The 18372-nt window shown below is 72.0% G+C and carries 16 protein-coding genes and 1 riboswitch; of the genes, 8 read left to right on the top strand and 8 right to left on the bottom strand.

The genetic code is table 11. From position 1 onward, the window contains the following. Positions 1–55: 55 nt before the first annotated feature. From J5X75_RS35345 to J5X75_RS35325, 5 genes are all read right to left on the bottom strand, one after another. Complete coding sequence (locus J5X75_RS35345) at positions 56–2263, bottom strand: Calx-beta domain-containing protein (protein ID WP_208471986.1); 2208 nt, start codon at positions 2261–2263, stop codon at positions 56–58. Between the two features lie 15 nt (positions 2264–2278). Next, a riboswitch (cyclic di-GMP riboswitch) is annotated at positions 2279–2358 on the bottom strand. Positions 2359–2542: 184 nt separating this feature from the next. Further along, on the bottom strand, positions 2543–3160 hold the full coding sequence (locus J5X75_RS35340; RefSeq protein WP_208471985.1) for a response regulator: 618 nt from the start codon (positions 3158–3160) through the stop codon (positions 2543–2545). Next, entirely contained in the window at positions 3157–4323 is a 1167-nt protein-coding gene (locus tag J5X75_RS35335; RefSeq protein WP_307798475.1) for a sensor histidine kinase, read from the bottom strand. Before J5X75_RS35335 ends, J5X75_RS35340 begins: the two co-directional genes overlap by 4 nt. Next, positions 4284–5069, bottom strand: coding sequence for an ABC transporter permease (locus J5X75_RS35330; protein ID WP_208471984.1), 786 nt, complete (start codon positions 5067–5069; stop codon positions 4284–4286). The genes J5X75_RS35335 and J5X75_RS35330 overlap by 40 nt, the downstream gene beginning before the upstream one ends. Beyond that, the gene (locus J5X75_RS35325) at positions 5066–5911 is read right to left on the bottom strand and encodes an ABC transporter ATP-binding protein (RefSeq protein ID WP_208472025.1); all 846 of its coding nucleotides are present in this window, start codon (positions 5909–5911) and stop codon (positions 5066–5068) included. The genes J5X75_RS35330 and J5X75_RS35325 overlap by 4 nt, the downstream gene beginning before the upstream one ends. A gap of 150 nt (positions 5912–6061) precedes the next feature. On the opposite strand from J5X75_RS35325, the gene J5X75_RS35320 reads away from it, so the two are divergent. After that, positions 6062–7531, top strand: coding sequence for an AAA family ATPase (locus J5X75_RS35320; RefSeq protein WP_208471983.1), 1470 nt, complete (start codon positions 6062–6064; stop codon positions 7529–7531). Between the two features lie 10 nt (positions 7532–7541). Here J5X75_RS35320 and J5X75_RS35315 read toward each other — a convergent pair whose 3' ends face one another. Then, the gene (locus J5X75_RS35315) at positions 7542–8297 is read right to left on the bottom strand and encodes an ABC transporter permease (protein ID WP_307798474.1); all 756 of its coding nucleotides are present in this window, start codon (positions 8295–8297) and stop codon (positions 7542–7544) included. Next, on the bottom strand, positions 8294–9253 hold the full coding sequence (locus J5X75_RS35310) for an ABC transporter ATP-binding protein (RefSeq protein WP_307798473.1): 960 nt from the start codon (positions 9251–9253) through the stop codon (positions 8294–8296). Before J5X75_RS35310 ends, J5X75_RS35315 begins: the two co-directional genes overlap by 4 nt. 122 nt (positions 9254–9375) lie before the next feature. Here J5X75_RS35310 and rnhA point away from each other — a divergent pair, with 122 nt between their 5' ends. Then, positions 9376–9834: a ribonuclease HI gene (gene rnhA, locus J5X75_RS35305; RefSeq protein ID WP_208471982.1), complete on the top strand. Its 459-nt coding sequence runs from the start codon at positions 9376–9378 to the stop codon at positions 9832–9834. 7 nt (positions 9835–9841) lie between these two features. On the opposite strand, the gene J5X75_RS35300 is transcribed toward rnhA, so the two are convergent. Then, positions 9842–10198, bottom strand: coding sequence for a hypothetical protein (locus J5X75_RS35300; protein WP_208471981.1), 357 nt, complete (start codon positions 10196–10198; stop codon positions 9842–9844). A 170-nt stretch (positions 10199–10368) separates the two neighbouring features. Here J5X75_RS35300 and J5X75_RS35295 point away from each other — a divergent pair, with 170 nt between their 5' ends. The 6 genes from J5X75_RS35295 to J5X75_RS35270 all read left to right on the top strand — a co-directional run bounded on the left by J5X75_RS35295 (position 10369) and on the right by J5X75_RS35270 (position 18267). Continuing rightward, complete coding sequence (locus J5X75_RS35295; RefSeq protein WP_208471980.1) at positions 10369–11631, top strand: ABC transporter substrate-binding protein; 1263 nt, start codon at positions 10369–10371, stop codon at positions 11629–11631. Between the two features lie 17 nt (positions 11632–11648). Beyond that, on the top strand, positions 11649–12605 hold the full coding sequence (locus J5X75_RS35290) for a DNA polymerase domain-containing protein (protein WP_208471979.1): 957 nt from the start codon (positions 11649–11651) through the stop codon (positions 12603–12605). Between the two features lie 101 nt (positions 12606–12706). Beyond that, a complete protein-coding gene (locus tag J5X75_RS35285; protein ID WP_238490526.1) occupies positions 12707–13807 on the top strand; it encodes a sensor histidine kinase in 1101 nt (366 codons plus the stop codon). Beyond that, positions 13804–14460 (top strand): response regulator transcription factor, encoded by a 657-nt coding sequence (locus J5X75_RS35280; RefSeq protein WP_208471977.1) that lies wholly within the window; start codon positions 13804–13806, stop codon positions 14458–14460. The genes J5X75_RS35285 and J5X75_RS35280 overlap by 4 nt, the downstream gene beginning before the upstream one ends. Before the next feature lie 88 nt (positions 14461–14548). Further along, entirely contained in the window at positions 14549–17278 is a 2730-nt protein-coding gene (locus J5X75_RS35275) for a putative bifunctional diguanylate cyclase/phosphodiesterase (protein WP_238490525.1), read from the top strand. Between the two features lie 83 nt (positions 17279–17361). Continuing rightward, the gene (locus J5X75_RS35270; RefSeq protein WP_208471976.1) at positions 17362–18267 is read left to right on the top strand and encodes a TIGR03619 family F420-dependent LLM class oxidoreductase; all 906 of its coding nucleotides are present in this window, start codon (positions 17362–17364) and stop codon (positions 18265–18267) included. Positions 18268–18372 lie beyond the last annotated feature (105 nt).

Raw genomic sequence — 18372 nt, 5'->3', positions numbered from 1 at the left:
AACGCGGAACGGGGGCGGCCGTCCGGCCGCCCCCGTCTCGTCTACCGGTCAGTCGTCACTTCTTGACGGTGACCTTCCTGGTGGCGCTGTATCCGGCGTCCACCGCGACCGACGAGTTGCCGCCGACGCGGGCCCGCAGGGTCCACGAGGAGCCGGCCTTCGCCGAGACGGTCGACGACCAGACACCGCTGGAGTTCGTGGTGCCCCTCCAGCTGGTGTTGGACCACTTGCCGCCGCTGTAGCGCTGGATCTGCACGGCCGCCCCGCGGAGCTTCGGGTCACCGGTGACCCGCAGCGACAGCTTGCCCTTCGAGCCCGAGGTCGCGGTGAAGGCCGGGTCCTGCATGACCCTGACGGTGACCTCGTTCGAGGTCGCCCCCTCCTGCGACTTCGTCTGGAAGCGCCAGCCCGTGCTGATCGTCCGGGTGAAGGTGTACGCGCCGGTGCTGTCGGCCGTGGCCGTGGCGAGCTGCTTCAACGGCTGCGCGGTGGCGGTCACCGCCGCGCCCCAGAGCTGGACGGTCTCGCCCGCGCCGACCTTACCGCTGATCCGGACCGAACCGGGGCCGTCGATCCTCGTCGACGACGCGCTGATGGTCGGCTTCGGAGGCTGGTAGTCGTCGTTGGCGTCGATGACGACCACGCCGTCGGTCACCGTGCCGCCCGTGCCCGAGCCGGCGACGACGATGCTCTCGGCCGGTTCCGGCTCGGTGTCGTCGTAGAGCCTGAGCTGGAGCGCCGTCACCGGCAGTTCGGTGCCGGGCAGGGTGCCCGCCGGGATGCTGACCGTCGTGGAGCTCGGGGCGGTGAAGTCCGAACCGCTGGCCGCGCGGTGACCGTCAGCCGCGGCACCCGTGAAGGTGAGGGTCAGGTTGGCCCCCGTCTGCGAGATGCCGGTGACCGTACCGATCACATCGACGGTGTCGCCTTCCTGGCCCCGGTCACTGTTGATTTCCAGGTCGGGTGCCTTGTCGTCGTTCTTGAGTGTCAGCGTGCCCGGATCTGCCGCTGCCTGCGTGACGAAGGTGGCGCTCACGGCAGCCGGGTCCGCGGTCGCCTCCAGGCCCACGGTCTCGTCGGGCTCGTTCGTCGCGTCGCCGTTGACGAGGACGGCGGCGTAACCGGTGGTCATCTCCGGCCCGATCGTCGCCGCCGTGCTGAGCGGGGCATAGTCGTTGTCCCCGATGACCCCGGCGACATCGTCCACGGCCGTCGTCGCACCGGCGTTCTCGGCGATGGCGAACGCGATCGGGTGGTCGCTGCCGTTGCTGAGCTTGATCGGCAGCAGGACCGCCGCGCTGTCACCGCCCTCGGGCACCGTCAGGTTGTCGAAGGTGACCGTCGGCACGGCGTCGTCGTCAGTGATGGTGATCGTGGTCGAGCCGCCGACCACCGAGGCCGGGCTCTCGCCGGCAACCGGCGAGACGACGATGTCGAAGACCTCCCCGTCCGTGGCGTCGACACGCGGGACCGGGCCCTCGTCGATGGTGTCGCCGATGATGCCGACCGTGAAGGTCTGAGTGGTCGTTCCGGCCGGGAACGCCAGAGTCCCGTTCCCCGCGACGAAGTCCTTCCCGGGGACAGCGTCCCCATAGGTGGGCGGAGTGAGGGGATCATTGTCGGTGTCGCCGGCCGCGGTGGCCCAGTCGGCCTTGACCGTCTTGCCGGCCACGCCGCTCAGCGTGGCGGTGAACGTCTGCTGCCGAATGCCGGAAGACCCTTCGGGGCTCACCGCGACCGGCGTGATGGCCACCGTCGGCGCGGTGTCGTCGTCGGTGATGGTGGCGGTGGCCCTGGTCGGCGTCCCCAAGGTCGCGTTCGTCGGATCGGAGATCTCGACGGCGAAGTCCTCGGGGTCCTCGTGAAGGAGGTCAGCCGCGGTCACGATGTCGATGGTCGCTGTCGTCGCGCCAGCGGCGATGACCGCCGTACCCGACAAGGGAGCGGTGAGGTCGGCAGTCATGCTGGCCGCGCCGTGGCCGGCGGCCGGGGTCACGTCCACGGCCTTCCAGTTGACCGTGATCGGCACGGTGGAGGTGGCGCTCGCCCGCACCGTGAAGGTGGCGGTGGCGGCCTCTGTCAGTGTCCCGGCCGGGGGTTCGATCGTCAGGGTCGGCACGGCGTCGGCCGAGGCCGGCGCTGCCCCCGCGAGGCCGATGGCCGTCGCGACGGCGGCCAACAGGGCCCCTCGCAGGGATTTCGGTCCACGCAGCGCGAACGGAACCGAGCCGCTCTTGGCCGCATGGGCTTGTCGGTAGCGCATGTCTGTTCTTTCTCCTTCGGCGGCTGGGCTACCTCCGTCCTGGGAGGCCCCTGGCTTTGCGTCCCCGCCTCGCAGCGGGTTTGCCTGTTCGGGTACAGCACCTTGGGCGGTCTAGGGGCACCGGAAGAACCGGCCCTCAGCAGCGCGAACACCGGGATACGGATCCCCGCGTGCGGCGGTGCCTTCCGTAATCTAACCGGCGTATCGACGCCTTACCGGCGGAACGGGCTATTAAGACGAATCATCCTCAAGTAGCTCAACGTCCGCCACGGACAGTGCTCAGAGCAGACCGTGCCGCATCGCGGTCGTGACGGCCGCCGTGCGATCGGCCACGTCCAGCTTGTTGAAGGCCCGGAGCAGATGCGTCTTCACGGTGGCCTCACTGATGAACAGCCGCTTGCCGATCTCGGCGTTGGTGAGGCCGGCCGCGACCAGGCGCAGCACCTCGGCCTCGCGCGCCGACAGGGCCGGTGGCGCCGGGCTGCGCACCTGCCGGACCAGTGTGGAGGCGACGCTCGGGGCCAGCACCGTCTCCCCTCGGGCGGCGGCGCGGACGGCGTCGGCCAACTCCTTCGGGGAGGCGTCCTTGAGCAGGTAGCCTGCGGCGCCGGCCTCGATGGCGCGCAGGATGTCCCGGTCGGACTCGTACGTGGTCAGCACCATCACCCGCACGCCGGTGGTGGCGGCCAGGATCCGCCCGATCGCCTCGACGCCGTCGCCACCCGGCATGCGCAGGTCCATCAGGACGATGTCGGGGCGTTCGGCCAGGACGAGGGCCACCCCCTCGACTCCGGACGAGGCCTCGCCGACGACGGTCAGGCCGGGTTCGGCGTCGAGCATGCCGCGCAGGCCCATCCGAACGACGGGATGGTCGTCGACGAGGACGATGCGGATCACGCGGGGATCTCCAGTTCGACGGTGGTGCCGGTGTCGGCGTCGCTGCGGATGGTCAGGGTGCCGTCGATGTCGGCGGCCCGCGAGCGCATTCCGGAGAGGCCGAAGTTGCCGGAGATGCCCGGGTCGAAGCCGCGGCCGTCGTCCCGGACGACCAGGCGCACCGAGTCCGGTGAGTACGCCAGCAGCACGGCGACCTCACGCGCCCCGGCATGCCGGCGGACGTTGGTCAGGGACTCCTGGGCGGCCCGCAGCAGCACCACGTCGAGCCGGGTGGGCAGGTCACGCGGTTCGCCGGTGATGCGGACGGTCGCGGGCACCCCGGCCTCCTCGGTGAAACGGGCGGCGCTTCGGCGTACCGCCTCGGGTAGTGAAGCGGAAGCCAGCGCCGAGGGTGCGAGAGCCGCGACCATGGCCCGCGACTCGGCGAGGTTCTCCCGTGCGGTACGCACGGCGAGCGCGAGGCGTTCGTCCGCGAGGTCCGGGTCGACCGCCTGGAGCAGGGTGATGATGCTGGTGAAGCCCTGGGCGAGGGTGTCGTGGATCTCGCCGGCCAGGCGGGCCCGCTCGGCCGCCGCCCCGGCCTCGTGGGAGAGCCGGGCCACCTCGGCGCGGTTGGCCTCGAGTTCGGCGATGAGCTGGGCCCGCTGTTCGCTCTGCTCGGCCATCCTGGTGATCCAGATGCCGATGCACATGCCGGCGGCCGTGGAGATGGCCGCGATCACCAGGTCGATCAGGATGCCGCCGGGGTCGGCGCGGAGTTCCAGCGCGACCGGGATCAGGTTGGCGCACAGGACCAGGGCCACCGCCCGGCGCAGCGACACCAGCATGAAGAAGATCGGGATGATCATGAACATCATCCAGGTGGCCACCGGCACGGCGGCCACGGCCATGGCGAAGAGCGGGAGGTACGCGACGCTCACCAGCGTCGACCGGGCGCCGTGGTGGTCGATGAGGATCAGTGGGCGGGCCGCGGCCAGGTAGAGCACCGCCATCGCGGTGACCGAGCCGACGGCGACCGTCCGCTCGGTCACCGAGTGCCCGTCGACCAGGAGGACCGCGGCCGCGATGGCGACCGCGACCACCAGGAAGTACAGCTCCCAGAGCCGGATGGACGGCGGCGGGGTCACTTCTCCCGGCTGCTCCACCGGAACGTCCACAGGCACAGGACCAATCCGATCACACACCAGACACCGAGCACCATGGCCACCATGCCCAGATCCCAGCTGCCGCCGATCTCCTGGGCCTCGGCCTCCGGAGGCAGGAACACGTAGCGGAAACCCTGGGCCATCCAGCGGACCGGGAACAGCGACGCCACCTTCTCCAGCCAGTCCGGCAGCTGGCTCATCGGGTGGATGAAGACGCCGGACACGAACTGCAACGCCACCACCGGCACGTTCAGGATGGCGCCGGCGTTGCGGGCGTTCTTGACCAGGGCGCTGACCGCGACGCCGAGCAGCGAGCAGGCGATCACCGAGAGCAGGAAGATCCAGGCGAAGGTCACCCAGTGGCCGGCCGGCGGCAGCGGCATGTCGAAGACCAGGACACCCACCCCGATCAGCACGGCCGCCTCGGCCACGCTGAGCAGCGTGACGAGAAGGGCCTTCCCGATCAGGTACGCCCACGCCGGCATCGGTGTGCCGCGCAGCCGCTTGAGAGTGCCGTCCTCCCGGTCCAGTGCGAGACCGGAGCCCATCGTCACGAACGCGGTGTTGAGCACGCCGTACGCGATCATGCTGGCCGTGAAGATCCGGCTGGCCGCCACTCCGGCCGCACTGGACTCGCTGCCGAAGATGGTGCCGAACAGCAGCAGGAGCAGCGCCGGGAAGAAGAAGGTGAAGACCACGGCGGTCCGGTCCCGCAGGAACTGGAGGATCTCGATGTGACCCCGGCTCAGGGCGACGGCGATCATCGGGCGGCTCCGATCAGGCTCAGGTAGGTGTCTTCGAGGGTGGGCCGGGTGATGGTCAGCGTGCTCAGGTCGGCGCCGGTCGCGACCAGGTGGCGGATCAGGTCGCTGGGGTCGGCGACCTGCTCGGTGCGGGTCGTGCCGTCCGCCCGCCAGCTGACCCGGGCCTGGGCGGCGCCCCGTCCGCCGAGGGTGGCCGGGGTTCCCTCGGCGACGATCCGGCCGGCGGAGACCACGGCGAGCCGGTCGGCGAGGGCCTCCGCCTCGTCGAGGTAGTGGGTGGTGAGCACGATGGTGGTGCCGTCGCCGGCCAGGGTGCGGATCAGGTCCCAGAACTGACGCCGCGCCTCCGGGTCGAATCCGGTGGTGGGCTCGTCCAGGAAGAGCAGTTCGGGGCCGCCGACGATGCCGAGCGCCACGTCGACGCGCCGGCGCTGACCGCCGGAGAGCGTACGGATGCGACTGTTCCGTTTGGCCTGGAGCCCGACCAGCTCGATCACCTCGTCGGGCCGGCGCGGGTTCGGGTAGAAGCCGGCCACGTGCCGGACCATCTCGTGCACGGTGAGGTCGGCGGCGTCGTCGGCGTCCTGGAGGACGATCCCGATCCGGGTCCGCCAGGCCGAGCCGGCCCGCCCCGGGTCCTCGCCGAGCACCCGCACGTCACCGGCGGTGCGGCGGCGGTGTCCTTCGAGGATCTCGACGGTGGTGGTCTTGCCCGCGCCGTTCGGGCCGAGCAGCGAGAAGATCTCGCCGCGGGCCACGACCAGGTCGATTCCGGCGACCGCGTCCCGGTCGCCGTAGGTCTTGCGAAGTCCGGTTACCTCGATGGCTTCCATGTGTTCGATCGTGCCGTCGCGGGTGGCCCGGACGGGACGACCGCGCGGCGGTCACCGGTTGTCCACCGATCGGTGGACACCGATCGTCCCAGTGGAACTCGCGAACCCTCGACTAATGTAAGCGTAGTTACCGTAACTGTACTTACCTGAGGAGCACGCATGCGGAAACCGGACGAGGTGTTCGACCGTGACCACGAATGGCGCGAACTCGTCCGCTATGCGACCACCACGACGCCGGGCGCGACGCTCGGTGTGGTGTCCGGTCGGCGCCGTCAGGGCAAGACGTTCCTGCTGGACGCGCTCGTCCGCGCGGCCGGCGGGTTCATGTTCACCGCCACCGAGTCGTCCGAGGCCGACGCACTGCGGCAGTACGCGGATGCGCTGACCAACTACCTCGGCGAACCGAGTCCGCTGCGTTTCGCGCATTGGGACGAGGCCGTGACCCGCACGATGGCTCTCGCCAAGGACCACCCGCTGCCCGTCGTGATCGACGAGTTCCCGTTCCTCGCGCGCGCCAGCCCGGCGTTGCCGTCCATCATCCAGCGGGCTCTGGACCCGGCGGGCCAGCGGTCGAACACCCAGGTTCGGCTACTGCTGTGCGGCTCGGCGCTGTCCTTCATGGGCAACCTGCTGTCGGGCACCGCGCCGCTGCGGGGACGTGCCGGCCTCGAACTTGTCGTCCCTACGCTGGACTATCGCGCCGCGGCACGGTTCTGGCAAATCACCGACCCGCGGACGGCGGTGCTGACCAACGCCGTCGTCGGGGGCACCCCCGCCTATCGGCACGAGTTCACCCAGGACGACATTCCCGCCGGTCTGGCCGACTTCGACGACTGGGTGATCCGGGCCGTGCTCAACCCGGCCCGTCCACTGTTCCGGGAAGCTCGGTACCTGCTCGCCGAGGAACCCGACCTGCGCGACCCCGCCCTGTATCACTCGGTCCTGGCTGCCATCGCCGACGGCAACACCCGGCGCGGCGGCATCGCAGGGTACCTCGGCCGGCAGTCGTCCGATCTGAACCATCCGCTGCGGATCCTGGAAGACGTCGGCATGGTGACCCGGGAGGAGGATGCGTTCCGGAGCAATCGCAGCGCGTACCGGATCGCCGAGCCCCTCGTGGTCTTCTACCACGCCGTGATGCGCCCGGTCTGGGGTGATCTGGAGCGCGCCGGCCGCGCCGGCCTGGTGTGGCCACGGATGCGCTCCACCTTCCTGAGCAAGGTGGTCGGCCCGCACTTCGAGTCGATCTGCCGGCAGTGGGCCCGCTGGGACGCCGGAGCGGAGACCTTCGACGGCTTCCCGCATCGGGTCGCGGCCGGTGTCGTCGACGATCCGGCGGCCCGGACGGCGCACGAGGTGGATGTCGCGGCGTTCGGCCGCGATGCCGACGGCCGGGAAGTGCTGCTCGGCATCGGCGAGGCCAAATGGGGCGACCTCATCGACGTCAGGCACCTGGAGCGCCTCACGCACATCCGCGCGCTGCTGCGCCGACGCGACACTGTTCACGCCGATCAGTGTCGACTGCTGCTGTTCAGTGGTGCGGGCTTCACCGATGAGCTGCGGGATCGGGCCGCAGGCGACCCGGAGGTCCAGCTCATCGGCCTGGACCGACTGTACGGTCCGGCCTGATGGACGACGATCACTCCCAGCGGAACTTGCGGGCCGCCACGGCCGGCCAGAGCACCGCCCAGGCGAGCAGGGCCAGCCAGATGCCGGCCGGCACCGAGCCGCCGTGCATGAGCGTCTCGCGCAGCGCCTCGGCGTGTGCCGCGAGCGGCAGCAGGAACCAGCCGGCCGGGCCCAGGTCGGGTGCGCCGAACATGATGCCGCCGACGGAGAGCATCACCACGTAGATCAGGGTCGCCGCGCCGGTGGTGGTCTCCGGCTTGAGCACGCTGGCCAGCAGCAGGGCCAGGCCGCTGTAGCCGGCGGCGGCCAGCACGGTCACCCCGAGCGCGGGGAGCAGGGCGCCGGCCTCCGGCCGCCAGCCGACGGCCAGGCCGACCAGGGCCAGCACCAGCACCTGCACCACGATCTGGACCAGCACGGCGGCGGTCTTGGCGAGCAGCAGTCCGGGCCGGGTGAGCGGCGACGCTCCGAGCCTTTTGAGTACGCCGTAACTGCGCTCGTAACCGGTGGTGATGGCCTGGCCGGTGAACGCCGTGGACATCACGGTGAGGGCGAGCACGCCGGGGACGACATAGCCGAGCCGGTCCTCGGTGGGCAGGTTGGTGACGTCGAACAGGCCGGCGCCGAGCAGCACCAGCAGCGGGACGCCCATGGCGAGCACCACGGCCTCGCCACGGCGGGCGGTCAGCAGCAGCTCCATGCGGATCTGGGTGGCCAGGATGGTCCGCATCGGCGCGCGCCCGGGCGCGGGGGCGAAGGTGCTCACTGGGCGGCTCCCACCGGGGTCTGCGTGGTCAGGGACAGGTAGACGTCCTCGAGGGTGCGGCGGCGGGTGTTCACCGCGGTCACGTCGGCGCCCGCCGACGCGAACCAGGTCAGCACCTCGGCCAGGCCGGCGGTGTCGAGGGCGCCGGAGATCGTGTACTGCCCCGGGGAGGGCTCGGCGACGCTCCACCGGCCGCGCAGCCCGGCCAGGTCCAGCCCGGGCTCGGCACGGACCTCCAGGACGTCGACGGCCGCCGCCGAGGTCAGCTCGGCCGGGGTGCCGGTGGCCGCGACCCGGCCGGACCGCATGATCACCACGTCGTCGGCGAGCCGCTCCGCCTCGTCCAGCAGGTGCGTGGTGAGCAGCACCGAGACGCCGTCGGCGCGCAGCTCCTCGATCAGCTGCCAGGTGGTGTGCCGGGCCTCGGTGTCCATGCCGGCCGTCGGCTCGTCGAGGAAGACCAGCTCGGGGCGGCCGACCAGGGCCACCGCGAGGCTGAGCCGCTGCTGCTCGCCGCCGGAGAGACGGCGGAACCGGGTGCGCTCGAACCGGCGCAGGCCGAGCCGGTCCAGCAGCATGTCGGTGTCCAGCGGGTCGGCCGCGAACGAGGCGAACAGCCGCAGGATCTCGCCGGCCGTGGCCCACGGGTAGACCCCGCCGGACTGGAGCATGATGCCGAGCCGCGGCATCAGCGCGTCGTGGTCGCCGACCGGGTCCAGCCCGAGCACCCGCGCCCGGCCGCCGTCCGGCCGGCGGAAGCCCTCACAGACCTGGAGCAGGCTGGTCTTGCCGGCGCCGTTGTGCCCGAGCAGGGCCAGCACCCGCCCGCGCGGCAGGCGCAGGGACACCCCGTCGACGGCCGTCGTGTCGCCGTAGCGCACCACGACGTCCGTCACCTCGACCGCGGCCGCGTCGCCACCAACCATGAGTCCCGCCCATCCGGATTCGTCCGCCACGGCCACCATACGGTGAGCCGCTGGGGCCTCCGGCCCGCGGTGCACCTCGATGGTCTGTCCCACACTCCCCCATGGTGGCGGTGGAGACCTCCTACCCGGGTCGGGCTCTATCGTCTCCGGGTATGAGCGTCGTACAGATCTACACCGACGGGGCGTGTGTCCCCAATCCCGGACCGGGCGGCTGGGGCGCGGTGCTGCGCTGGGGCACGGCCGAGAAGGATCTGTGCGGCGGCGAGGCGGATCCGACCACGAACAACCGGATGGAGCTGACGGCCCCGATCCGTGCGCTGGAGGCCCTGACCCGGGCCCCGCTCACGGTGGAGATCTACACCGACAGCGTCTACGTGCGGAACGGCATCACGCAGTACATGCACAACTGGAAGCGCAACGGCTGGCAGACCGCGGCCCGGCAGCCGGTGAAGAACGTCGACCTGTGGAAGCGGCTGGACGAGGCGGTGCGGCGGCACGAGGTGACCTGGCACTGGGTGAAGGGGCACGCCGGCCACCCGGAGAACGAACGGGCCGACCGCCTCGCCGCCCGGGGGCTGCGCGAGGCCGTCGAGGCGGCCGCCCGGTCCTGACGAGCGGTCACCCGCGCGGCCGGGGGACCCGGTGCTCCACCTTGGCGCGGGCGACCCGGTCCGGCGGCAGCTGGTAGGTGGCGGCCCGGACCAGTGCCTCGGGCACCGTGTGCCGGCCCTCCCGCTGCTCCGGCACGTCGGGGGCGAGCGGCACGACCGGCGGCGCGACCGGCCGCTGACCGGCGGCGCGCGCGGCCATGCTGAACACGCTGCGGGTGGCCGTCTCGTAGCCGTGCCGGTAGGCCTCCCGCAGTTCCGCCCCGCTCTGCCGGCGCTGATGGATCCGGCCCGCGACGTATCCGGCACAGGCCATGGCGGCGGCGGCCAAACCGACGAGGAGGAGGGTGTCGCCCGGTGCGCTCATGCTGCGATTGTGACGAATCGGATAGACCGTCAGCTATGGCCCGTTTGGCGTACCCCGTTGGGCTTAGCCAGCGGCGATAGGTCACGAGTTGACACCTTTGCGCGCGGAGCGGCACGGTACTTCCGATTGTCCCTTTGACAACGACGAGTCTGGATGATGGGGAGAAGGCCATGCGCAGCACCCGGCGCGCCCTGACGGCCGTCGTCGTCGGCGCCGCACTGCTGGTGACGTCCGCCTGCGGGCCCGGCGAGGACGACACCGCCGCGTCGACGGTCGAGGTCTTCACCTGGTGGGCCGGCGGGGGCGAGAAGGCGGGCCTGGACGCCCTGGCCGGTCTGTTCACGGAGTCCTGTCCCGGGCAGCGGTTCGAGAGCGGCGTGGTCCCCGGCGGCGCCGGGGTGAACGCGAAGCAGGTGCTCGCCGCCCGCCTCCAGCACGACGACGCCCCGGACACCTTCCAGGTGCACGCCGGCGCGGAACTGCTCGACCACATCGACGCCGACCAGGTGCGGGACCTCAGCGCGGAGTACCGGGCCTGGGGCCTGCGCGACGCGCTGCCGGCCGGCCTGGTCGCCGACCTCACCGTGAACGGCGGGATCTACTCGGTTCCGGCCGGCGTGCACCGCGCCAACGTGGTCTGGACCAACGACCGGGTGCTCGCCGACGCCGGCATCCTGACCGTCCCGAAGACCCTGGACGCGTTCCTCGGCGACCTGGAGCGGCTGCGCCGTTCCGGGATCGAGTCCCCGCTCGCGCTCGGCCGCGACTGGACCCAGCTCATGCTGCTGGAGTCGGTGCTGATCAGTGATCTCGGCCCGGAGCGGTTCGGTGGCCTGTTCACCGGTGCGACGAAGTGGGACAGCGAGCCGGTCCGGCTGGCGATCGAGGACTACGCCCGGCTCCTGGCGTTCAGCAACCCCGACCGCGACTCGCTCGACTGGCCGCAGGCCACCCGCCTGCTCATCGACGGCAAGGCCGGCTACCAGCTGATGGGCGACTGGGTCACCGCCGAGATGACGGCGAACACCTTCAGCGGGTACGACAGCTTCACCTTCCCCGGCAACGGCACGGCGTTCCAGTGGCTGGCCGACTCGTTCGTGCTGACCACCGGCGCGGCCAACCCCGAGGGCGCCCGCTGCTGGCTGGAGACCGTCGCCTCGCCGCGCGGACAGCAGGCGTTCAGCGTGCGCAAGGGCTCCATCCCGGCCCGGACCGACGCGCCGACCGACGGTTTCAGCGACTACCAGCTCGAGGCGGTCGCGGACTGGCAGTCGGGCATCCCGGTCCCGTCCTGCGCCCACGGCTCGGCCTGCTCGCAGCCCTGGCAGAACGCCGCCAACGCGGCCCTCGGCGCCTTCTCCACCTCGGGCGACGCCGCCGCGTTGCGGAGCGCCCTCGCCGCGGCCGCCAAACGGTTCATCAGACAGTCGTAACGGGGCACGATGGGTGCATGGGTGAGGAACGTGACGGCGTACCGCTGACCAACCTGGACCAGGAGCTGTTTCCCGGGGCCGGGGCCACCAAGCGGGATCTGATCGACTACCTGGACGCGATGGCCGGCCGGTTCGTCCCGGTGCTGCGGGACCGGCCGCTCTCGGTCATCCGGGTGCTCCGCGGCCAAGACCGATTCATGCAGAAGAACCTGCCGAAGTACACGCCGGACTGGGTGCCCCGGGCCACGGTCTGGGCCGACTCGTCGCACCGCGAGGTGACGTACCCGCTGGCCAACGACCGCCGCACGCTCTACTGGCTGGGCAATCAGCGGGCCGTCGAGTACCACCCGGCGCTGATGACCGCCGGCTCCACCCACCCGACCCACCTCATCATGGACCTGGACCCGCCGGAGGACGGCGGCTTCGGCCTCGCCGTGGCCGGCGCCCGGCTGGTCCGGCGAGCGCTCGCCGACGTCGGGATGTCCGGGGCGGTCAAGACCAGCGGCGCCAAGGGCGTGCACGTCTTCGTCCCCCTCGCCGAGGGCGCGGCCGTGGAGGACGTGGCGGCCGCCCAGCGCGCGGTCGCCGCCCGGGCCGAGCGTCTCGACCCGGAGCTGGCCACCACCGCGTTCATCCGGGAGGACCGGCACGGCAAGGTGTTCCTCGACGCCACCCGGGCGGGCGGGGCCACCGTGGCGGCGGCGTACAGCCCGCGGGCCCGGCCCGGCGTACCGGTCTCGTTCCCGGTCGGCTGGGACGACCTGGACCGGGTCACGCCCGCCGACTTCACCCTGCACACCGTGCCCGGCCTGCTCGGCGACCGCGACCCGTGGGCGGCCGGCATGCCCGCCCCGCAGAAGCTCGACCCCGGGCTGGTCGCCGAGGGGCACACCATCCCGGTGGCCCGGGTGCAGGCCATGCACGAGGGGAAGCGCCGCGCCCGGGCACGCCGGGAGGCGGCCGGCGGGGAATAGTCTCTACACCGATCGGTGTAGGCCGTACGCGGGAGGCGTCGATGCGGTTGACAGCGGCGGTAGGACGCGCCGCCCCGCCCGGCGGACCTAGCGTCCCCGGCATGACGACGAACCTCACCCGTACCGCCGCCGTCCTGACCCTGGTGGGCGTGCCGACCGGTCTCGCCCTGACCGGCGGGCTCGGCGAGACCGTCCTGGTCGGCACACTCGCCGTGGGCCTGGCCGGACTGACCCTGGCCGCCCGCCGGTGGCCGCTCGCCGTGCTCCTGCTCTCCTTCTGCACGGTCGCCGCCTGGCGGGTGGCCGAGCTGATCACCGTCGGCTGGCTGTGGCCCGCGACCGCCGCCCTGGTGGCGCTGGTCCTGGCCGGGCGGTCACGGACCGCGATCATCGCCGCGGCGCTCATGCTGTGCTGGGGCCTCACCTGGGACGCCTTCGTGTCTCCGCATCCGGCCGACTGGGTGCTCGCCCACCTCGGCGGGGAGGCGCTGTGGGTGGCCGCCGCGCTGGCCGGCGCGTCCGCGTACCGGAACACGCTCCGCTGGCGTGCCGAGATGGCGCACCGGATCACCCAGGACGAGCAGCGGCGGCGGCTCGAGGCCGGCCGGAGGCGGGCCGAGGAGCGGGTGGAGATCGCCCGTGACCTGCACGACGTGGTCTCGCACACGCTGGCCGTGGTCGGCGTGCACCTGAACGTGGCGCTGGACTCCTTCGACGACGAGCCGGAGGAGGCGAAGGCCTCGCTGAAGCTGGCCCAGGAGGTCCGCGGCCGGGCCATGACCGACCTGAAAGCGCTGGTCGGCGTGCTGCGCGAGGGTGAGCTGCCGGCGCTCGAGGGCCTGGAGCGGCTGATCGGCCGGGTCCGCGAGGCCGGCCTGGACGTCGCGTTCGACGCCGTCGGCGACCCGGTCGAGGTGCCGGCGCCGGTGGCCACCGCCGTCTACCGGGTGGTGCAGGAGTCACTGACCAACACCGTCCGGCACGCCGGCGCCACCCGCGTCCGGGTCACCCTGCGGTACGCGCCCGGCAGTGTCCTGGTCGACGTGCACGACGACGGCACGGCGGGCGGCCCGGTGGCCGACGGGCACGGCATCTCCGGCATGCGCGAGCGGGTGGCCGCGCTAGGCGGCGCGCTCACCGCCGGTCCGGTCGAGGACGGATTCACGGTACGCGCCACCATCCCGATCACGGAGTCAAGATGACCATCTCGGTACTCCTGGCCGACGACCAGCACCTGGTCCGCGCCGGTTTCCGCAGTCTGCTGCGGCGCGGGCGGGACATCACGGTGGTGGGCGAGGCGTCGACCGGTGACGAGGCGGTGCGCGCCGCCCGTACGCTGCGCCCGGATGTGATCCTGATGGACATCCGGATGCCCGGGATCGACGGCATCACGGCCACGAGGCAGATCCTCGGCTTCCACCCCGCGAAGATCATCATCCTGACCACGTTCGAGACCGACGAGTACGTGTTCGCCGCCCTCGCGGCCGGGGCGAGCGGCTTCCTCACCAAGGAGATCGACCCGGACGGGCTGCGCAACGCGGTCCGGGTGGTGGCCGCCGGGGACGCCCTGCTCTCCCCCAGCGTCACCCGCCGGGTGGTCGGTGAGTTCGCCCACCGGCCGGTCGTGGCGGCCGCGTCCCCCGGCGGCGACCGGCTGGCGGTGCTCACCGAACGGGAGCGGGAGGTGGTGCGGCTGGTCGCCACCGGGTTCTCCAACGACGACATCGCCCGCGAGCTGGTGATCAGCCCGCTGACCGCCAAGACCCACGTCACCCGGGCGATCGCCAAGCTGGGCGTCCGCGACCGGGTCCAGCTGGTGATCGTGGCCTTCCAGGACGGCCTGGTCGGGAACTGACCCACGGGATCTCCTCAAGAGCGGCTGTCGCGGCCCGATGACCCGGTTGCCACCACTGCATGGTGGGGGGACCGGAAGGGGTGAGCGGATGGCGGTGGACCGTACGGCCATGGATCCGGGCGCGTCGCGTCGCTGGACCCGCCACTGTGTCGCGGTCGGAGCCCTGTTCCTGGTCGTCGCCGTGCTGGTGATGAGCAGGGCCGGCGGCACGGCCACGGCCGGCGCCGTCGGCACCTGGGCCCTGCTGGCCGGGGCCGCGATGGCGGCCGGCGCCTGCGTGTGGCGGTCCCTCGCCTTCACCGGCCGGTCCCGCTGGGCCTGGGCGCTGCTCGCCGCCGGTCTGCTGACCTGGGGTTTCGCTCAGTTCACGTGGCTCGCCCGCAGGTGGGTGCCGGGGGTGCCGGAGGTCCTGGCGCAGCGGGGTGTGGAGGACATCGGCCTGGCCGGGCTGGGCCTGCTGATCCCGGCCGCGCTGCTGACCATGCCGCGCGCCGCCCAGCCCCTGGCGAACCGGGTCCGCAGTGTCCTCGACGGTCTGCTGATCGCGTCGTCGCTCGTACTGTTGGCCTGGATCTTCGTCATGGACGACCTGGCGGCCGGCGCGCACGGGCCGCGCTTCTACCTGACGCTGTTCTTCCCGCTGGCCGACGTCGTGATCGCCACCATGGTCGCCTACATGCTGCCGTTGCGCCGGGACCGGCGTGGCTTCGGCGCCGACCTGACGTTCGTCTGCGCCGGCCTGATCGCCTTCGCCGTCGCCGACGCCGGGCACGTCTACCTGCACCTGGTGCACGACTTCGGCGGCGGGCCGATCGTGCACCTGGGCTGGCTGGCCGGCTACGCGCTGATCACGATGGGCGCGCTGCGGCCCCGGGTGGCCGACGACGCCCCGCTGGACCTGCCGCCGGGCGTGTGGAGCACCGCGGTCATGATGCCGTACCTCACGGTGATCGCCGCCCTGGGCGCCAGCGTCATGCTCCAACTGCAGACCGGCCACGTCCCCACGTTCGTGGGCTTCACCAGGTCCTTCCTGATCCTGCTGCTCATCGGCCGGCAGTTGCTCACCCAGTTGGAGAACCGGGCGCTGACCCGCGGCCTGGAGACCCGGGTCGCCGACCGCACCGCCGAGCTGTACGCCCGTGAGCAGCACTTCCACGCCCTCATCCGGCACAGCTCGGACGTGATCACGGTGATCGACAGCTCCGGGGTGATCCGCTACCAGTCCGAGTCGATGCAGCGCGTGTTCGGCTACCCGGCGGCGGTGTTCCTCGGCCGCCGCTACACCGACCTGGTCGACGCCGAGGTGGCGATGCGGCTGGCCCAGGCGATGCGCCAGGTCGCGGCCCGCCCGTTCGCCAGCGTCACCCTCGAGGTCGTGCACACCCACCAGGACGGGCGCAAGCGGCCCTCCGAGGCGATCATCACGAACCTGGTGGACGACCCGCACGTGGCCGGCTTCGTGCTGAACACCCGGGACATCAGCGATCGGATGGAGCTCCAGGAGCAGCTGGTGCACGAGGCGTACCACGACTCGCTCACCCAGCTCGCCAACCGGGCCCTGTTCCGTGAGCGGACCGCCGCCACGCTGGAGAGCGGCGCCACCGCCACCGTGCTGCACCTCGACATGGACGGCTTCAAGCGGGTCAACGACAGTCTCGGGCACCTGGCCGGAGACCAGTTGCTGGTCCGGCTCGCCGACCGGCTGCGCGGCTGCCTCCGTGAGGAGGACCTGGTGGCCCGGTTCGGCGCCGACGAGTTCGGGGTGCTGCTGACCGGCGACGACGGCGCCGAGGAGGTGGCCCGGCGGATCCTCGGCGACCTGGACGCGCCGATCATGCTCGGGGCACGGCAGATCCACGTACGGGCCAGCATCGGCCTGGCCGGGACCGACCTGCTGGAGGAGTCCGCCGACACCCACGGTGACCGGGCCGAGCAGCTGATGCGCAACGCCGACCTGGCCATGCACCACGCCAAGGCGGTCGGCGGCGGCGTCTTCGCGCCCTACCGCCCGCGGATGCGCGACGGCCTGGTCGAGCGCCTGGAACTCGAGTCCGAGCTGCGCGCCGCCCTGGAGAACGGTGAACTGCGCCTGCACTACCAGCCCACCGTCGACCTGGAGACCAGCCGGGTGATCGGCTTCGAGGCGCTGGTCCGCTGGCCGCACCCGACCCGCGGCATGATCAGCCCACTGGACTTCATCCCGATCGCCGAGGCCACCGGCCTGATCGTGCCGCTCGGCCGCTGGGTCCTGCGCGAGGCGTGCTGTCAGGCCGTCGAGTGGTCGGCCGCCGCCGGTGGCCGCCCGCTCAAGATGTCGGTGAACGTCTCGGTCCGCCAGTTCGACCGGGCCGACCTGGCCGAGACCGTCGCCGGCGTGCTGGCCGAGACCGGGATGCCCGCCGACCGTCTGTGCCTGGAGATGACCGAGAGCGTCCTGATGACCGACACCGAGGCCAACCTGGAACAGCTGGTCCGGCTCAAGGGGCTCGGCCTCACCCTGGCCATCGACGACTTCGGCACCGGCTACTCGTCCCTGGCCTACCTGCGCCGCTTCCCGGTCGACACCCTCAAGATCGACCGCTCGTTCGTCGAACGCCTCGGCGTCATCGCCGACGACACCGCGCTCACCGACACCATCGTCCGCCTGGGCCGCAGCCTCGGCATGGCGACCGTGGCCGAGGGCATCGAGGAGTTCGGCCAGCTCGCGGTCCTCCGCGAGATGGGCTGCGGTTTCGCCCAGGGCTACTACTTCTCCCGCCCGGTCCCGGCCGACGAGGCCGGCCGCCTCTTCCTGGAGGGAGCCCACACACCCGCCTGACCCAGGCGTACCGGAGAAGGTCCTTCCCGAGGGACCCGGCAGACGCCGCGGCCGAGACGCGGCACAGGTTTAGGTTGACGTGCATGCTCATCAGTTTCGGATGTCCGGTCTCCGGCGCCTGGGCGCAACCGGAGACGCTGACCATGATCGCCCGGCGAGCCGAAGAGCTCGGGTATCACGGGCTCTGGGCGTTTCAGCGACTGCTCGTCGGGCGGGACCAGGATCTCGCGCCGATCTATCACAGCGTGCTCGATCCGATGGTCGCGCTCACCTGGGCCGCCGCCGCCACGTCCCGGATCCGGCTCGGGGTTTCGGTGATCAACCTGCCGTACGTGTCGCCCACCTACCTGGCCAAGCAAGCCGGATCCCTGGATCGGCTGTCCGGGGGACGGTTCGACCTGGGGCTGGGCACCGGGTGGTCGGAGCCGGAGTTCGTGGCCACCGGGTCCGATCCGAAGCCGCGCGGGCCACGCACCGAGGAGTATCTGGATGTGCTGAGAACGCTGTTCAGCGAGGGTGAGGCCGAGTACGAGGGCCGCTTCTACCGGGTGCCGCCGAGCCGGATGGCGCCGGCTCCGGCGCAGGCGGGTGGCCCGCCGGTGCTGCTCGGCGGCACCGCCGACGTGGCGCTGCGGCGGGCCGGGCGGATCGCGGCCGGCTGGGTGAGCAGCAGCCGGACCAGCCTGCCGGAGATCGAGCGCGGGGTGCGGATCGTCCGCGAAGCGGCGGAGGCCGCAGGACGGGACCCGGACACGGTGCGTATCGTCGTACGTGGCGTCGTGCAGGCCGGCCGGCGCGACGAGGCGATACCGCTCTCCGGGAGCTGGGACCAGATCCGCGCGGGAGCGGAGCGGTACGCTGAGGCCGGCGCCACCGAGCTGTTCTACGAGCCCAACTGGGACCCGCGGATCGGCGGACCGGAGGCCGACCCGCGTGCGGCCGCGGATCTCGGGGCCGAGATCCTCGACGCGCTCGCGCCCCACGGCTGACCGTTCCGGACCGTTGCCATTAGGCCGGCCCGGCGCGGCGTCGCGCCCGGCCGGCCACCAATGGCGGCTTTCGATGGCCGGAATGGTTACCGAATAGTCGCCCCG

It is taken from the genome of Actinoplanes flavus (assembly GCF_017592555.1).
Taxonomy (GTDB): Bacteria; Actinomycetota; Actinomycetes; order Mycobacteriales; family Micromonosporaceae; genus Actinoplanes; species Actinoplanes flavus.
This window is presented reverse-complemented; position numbering and strand designations above follow the sequence as displayed.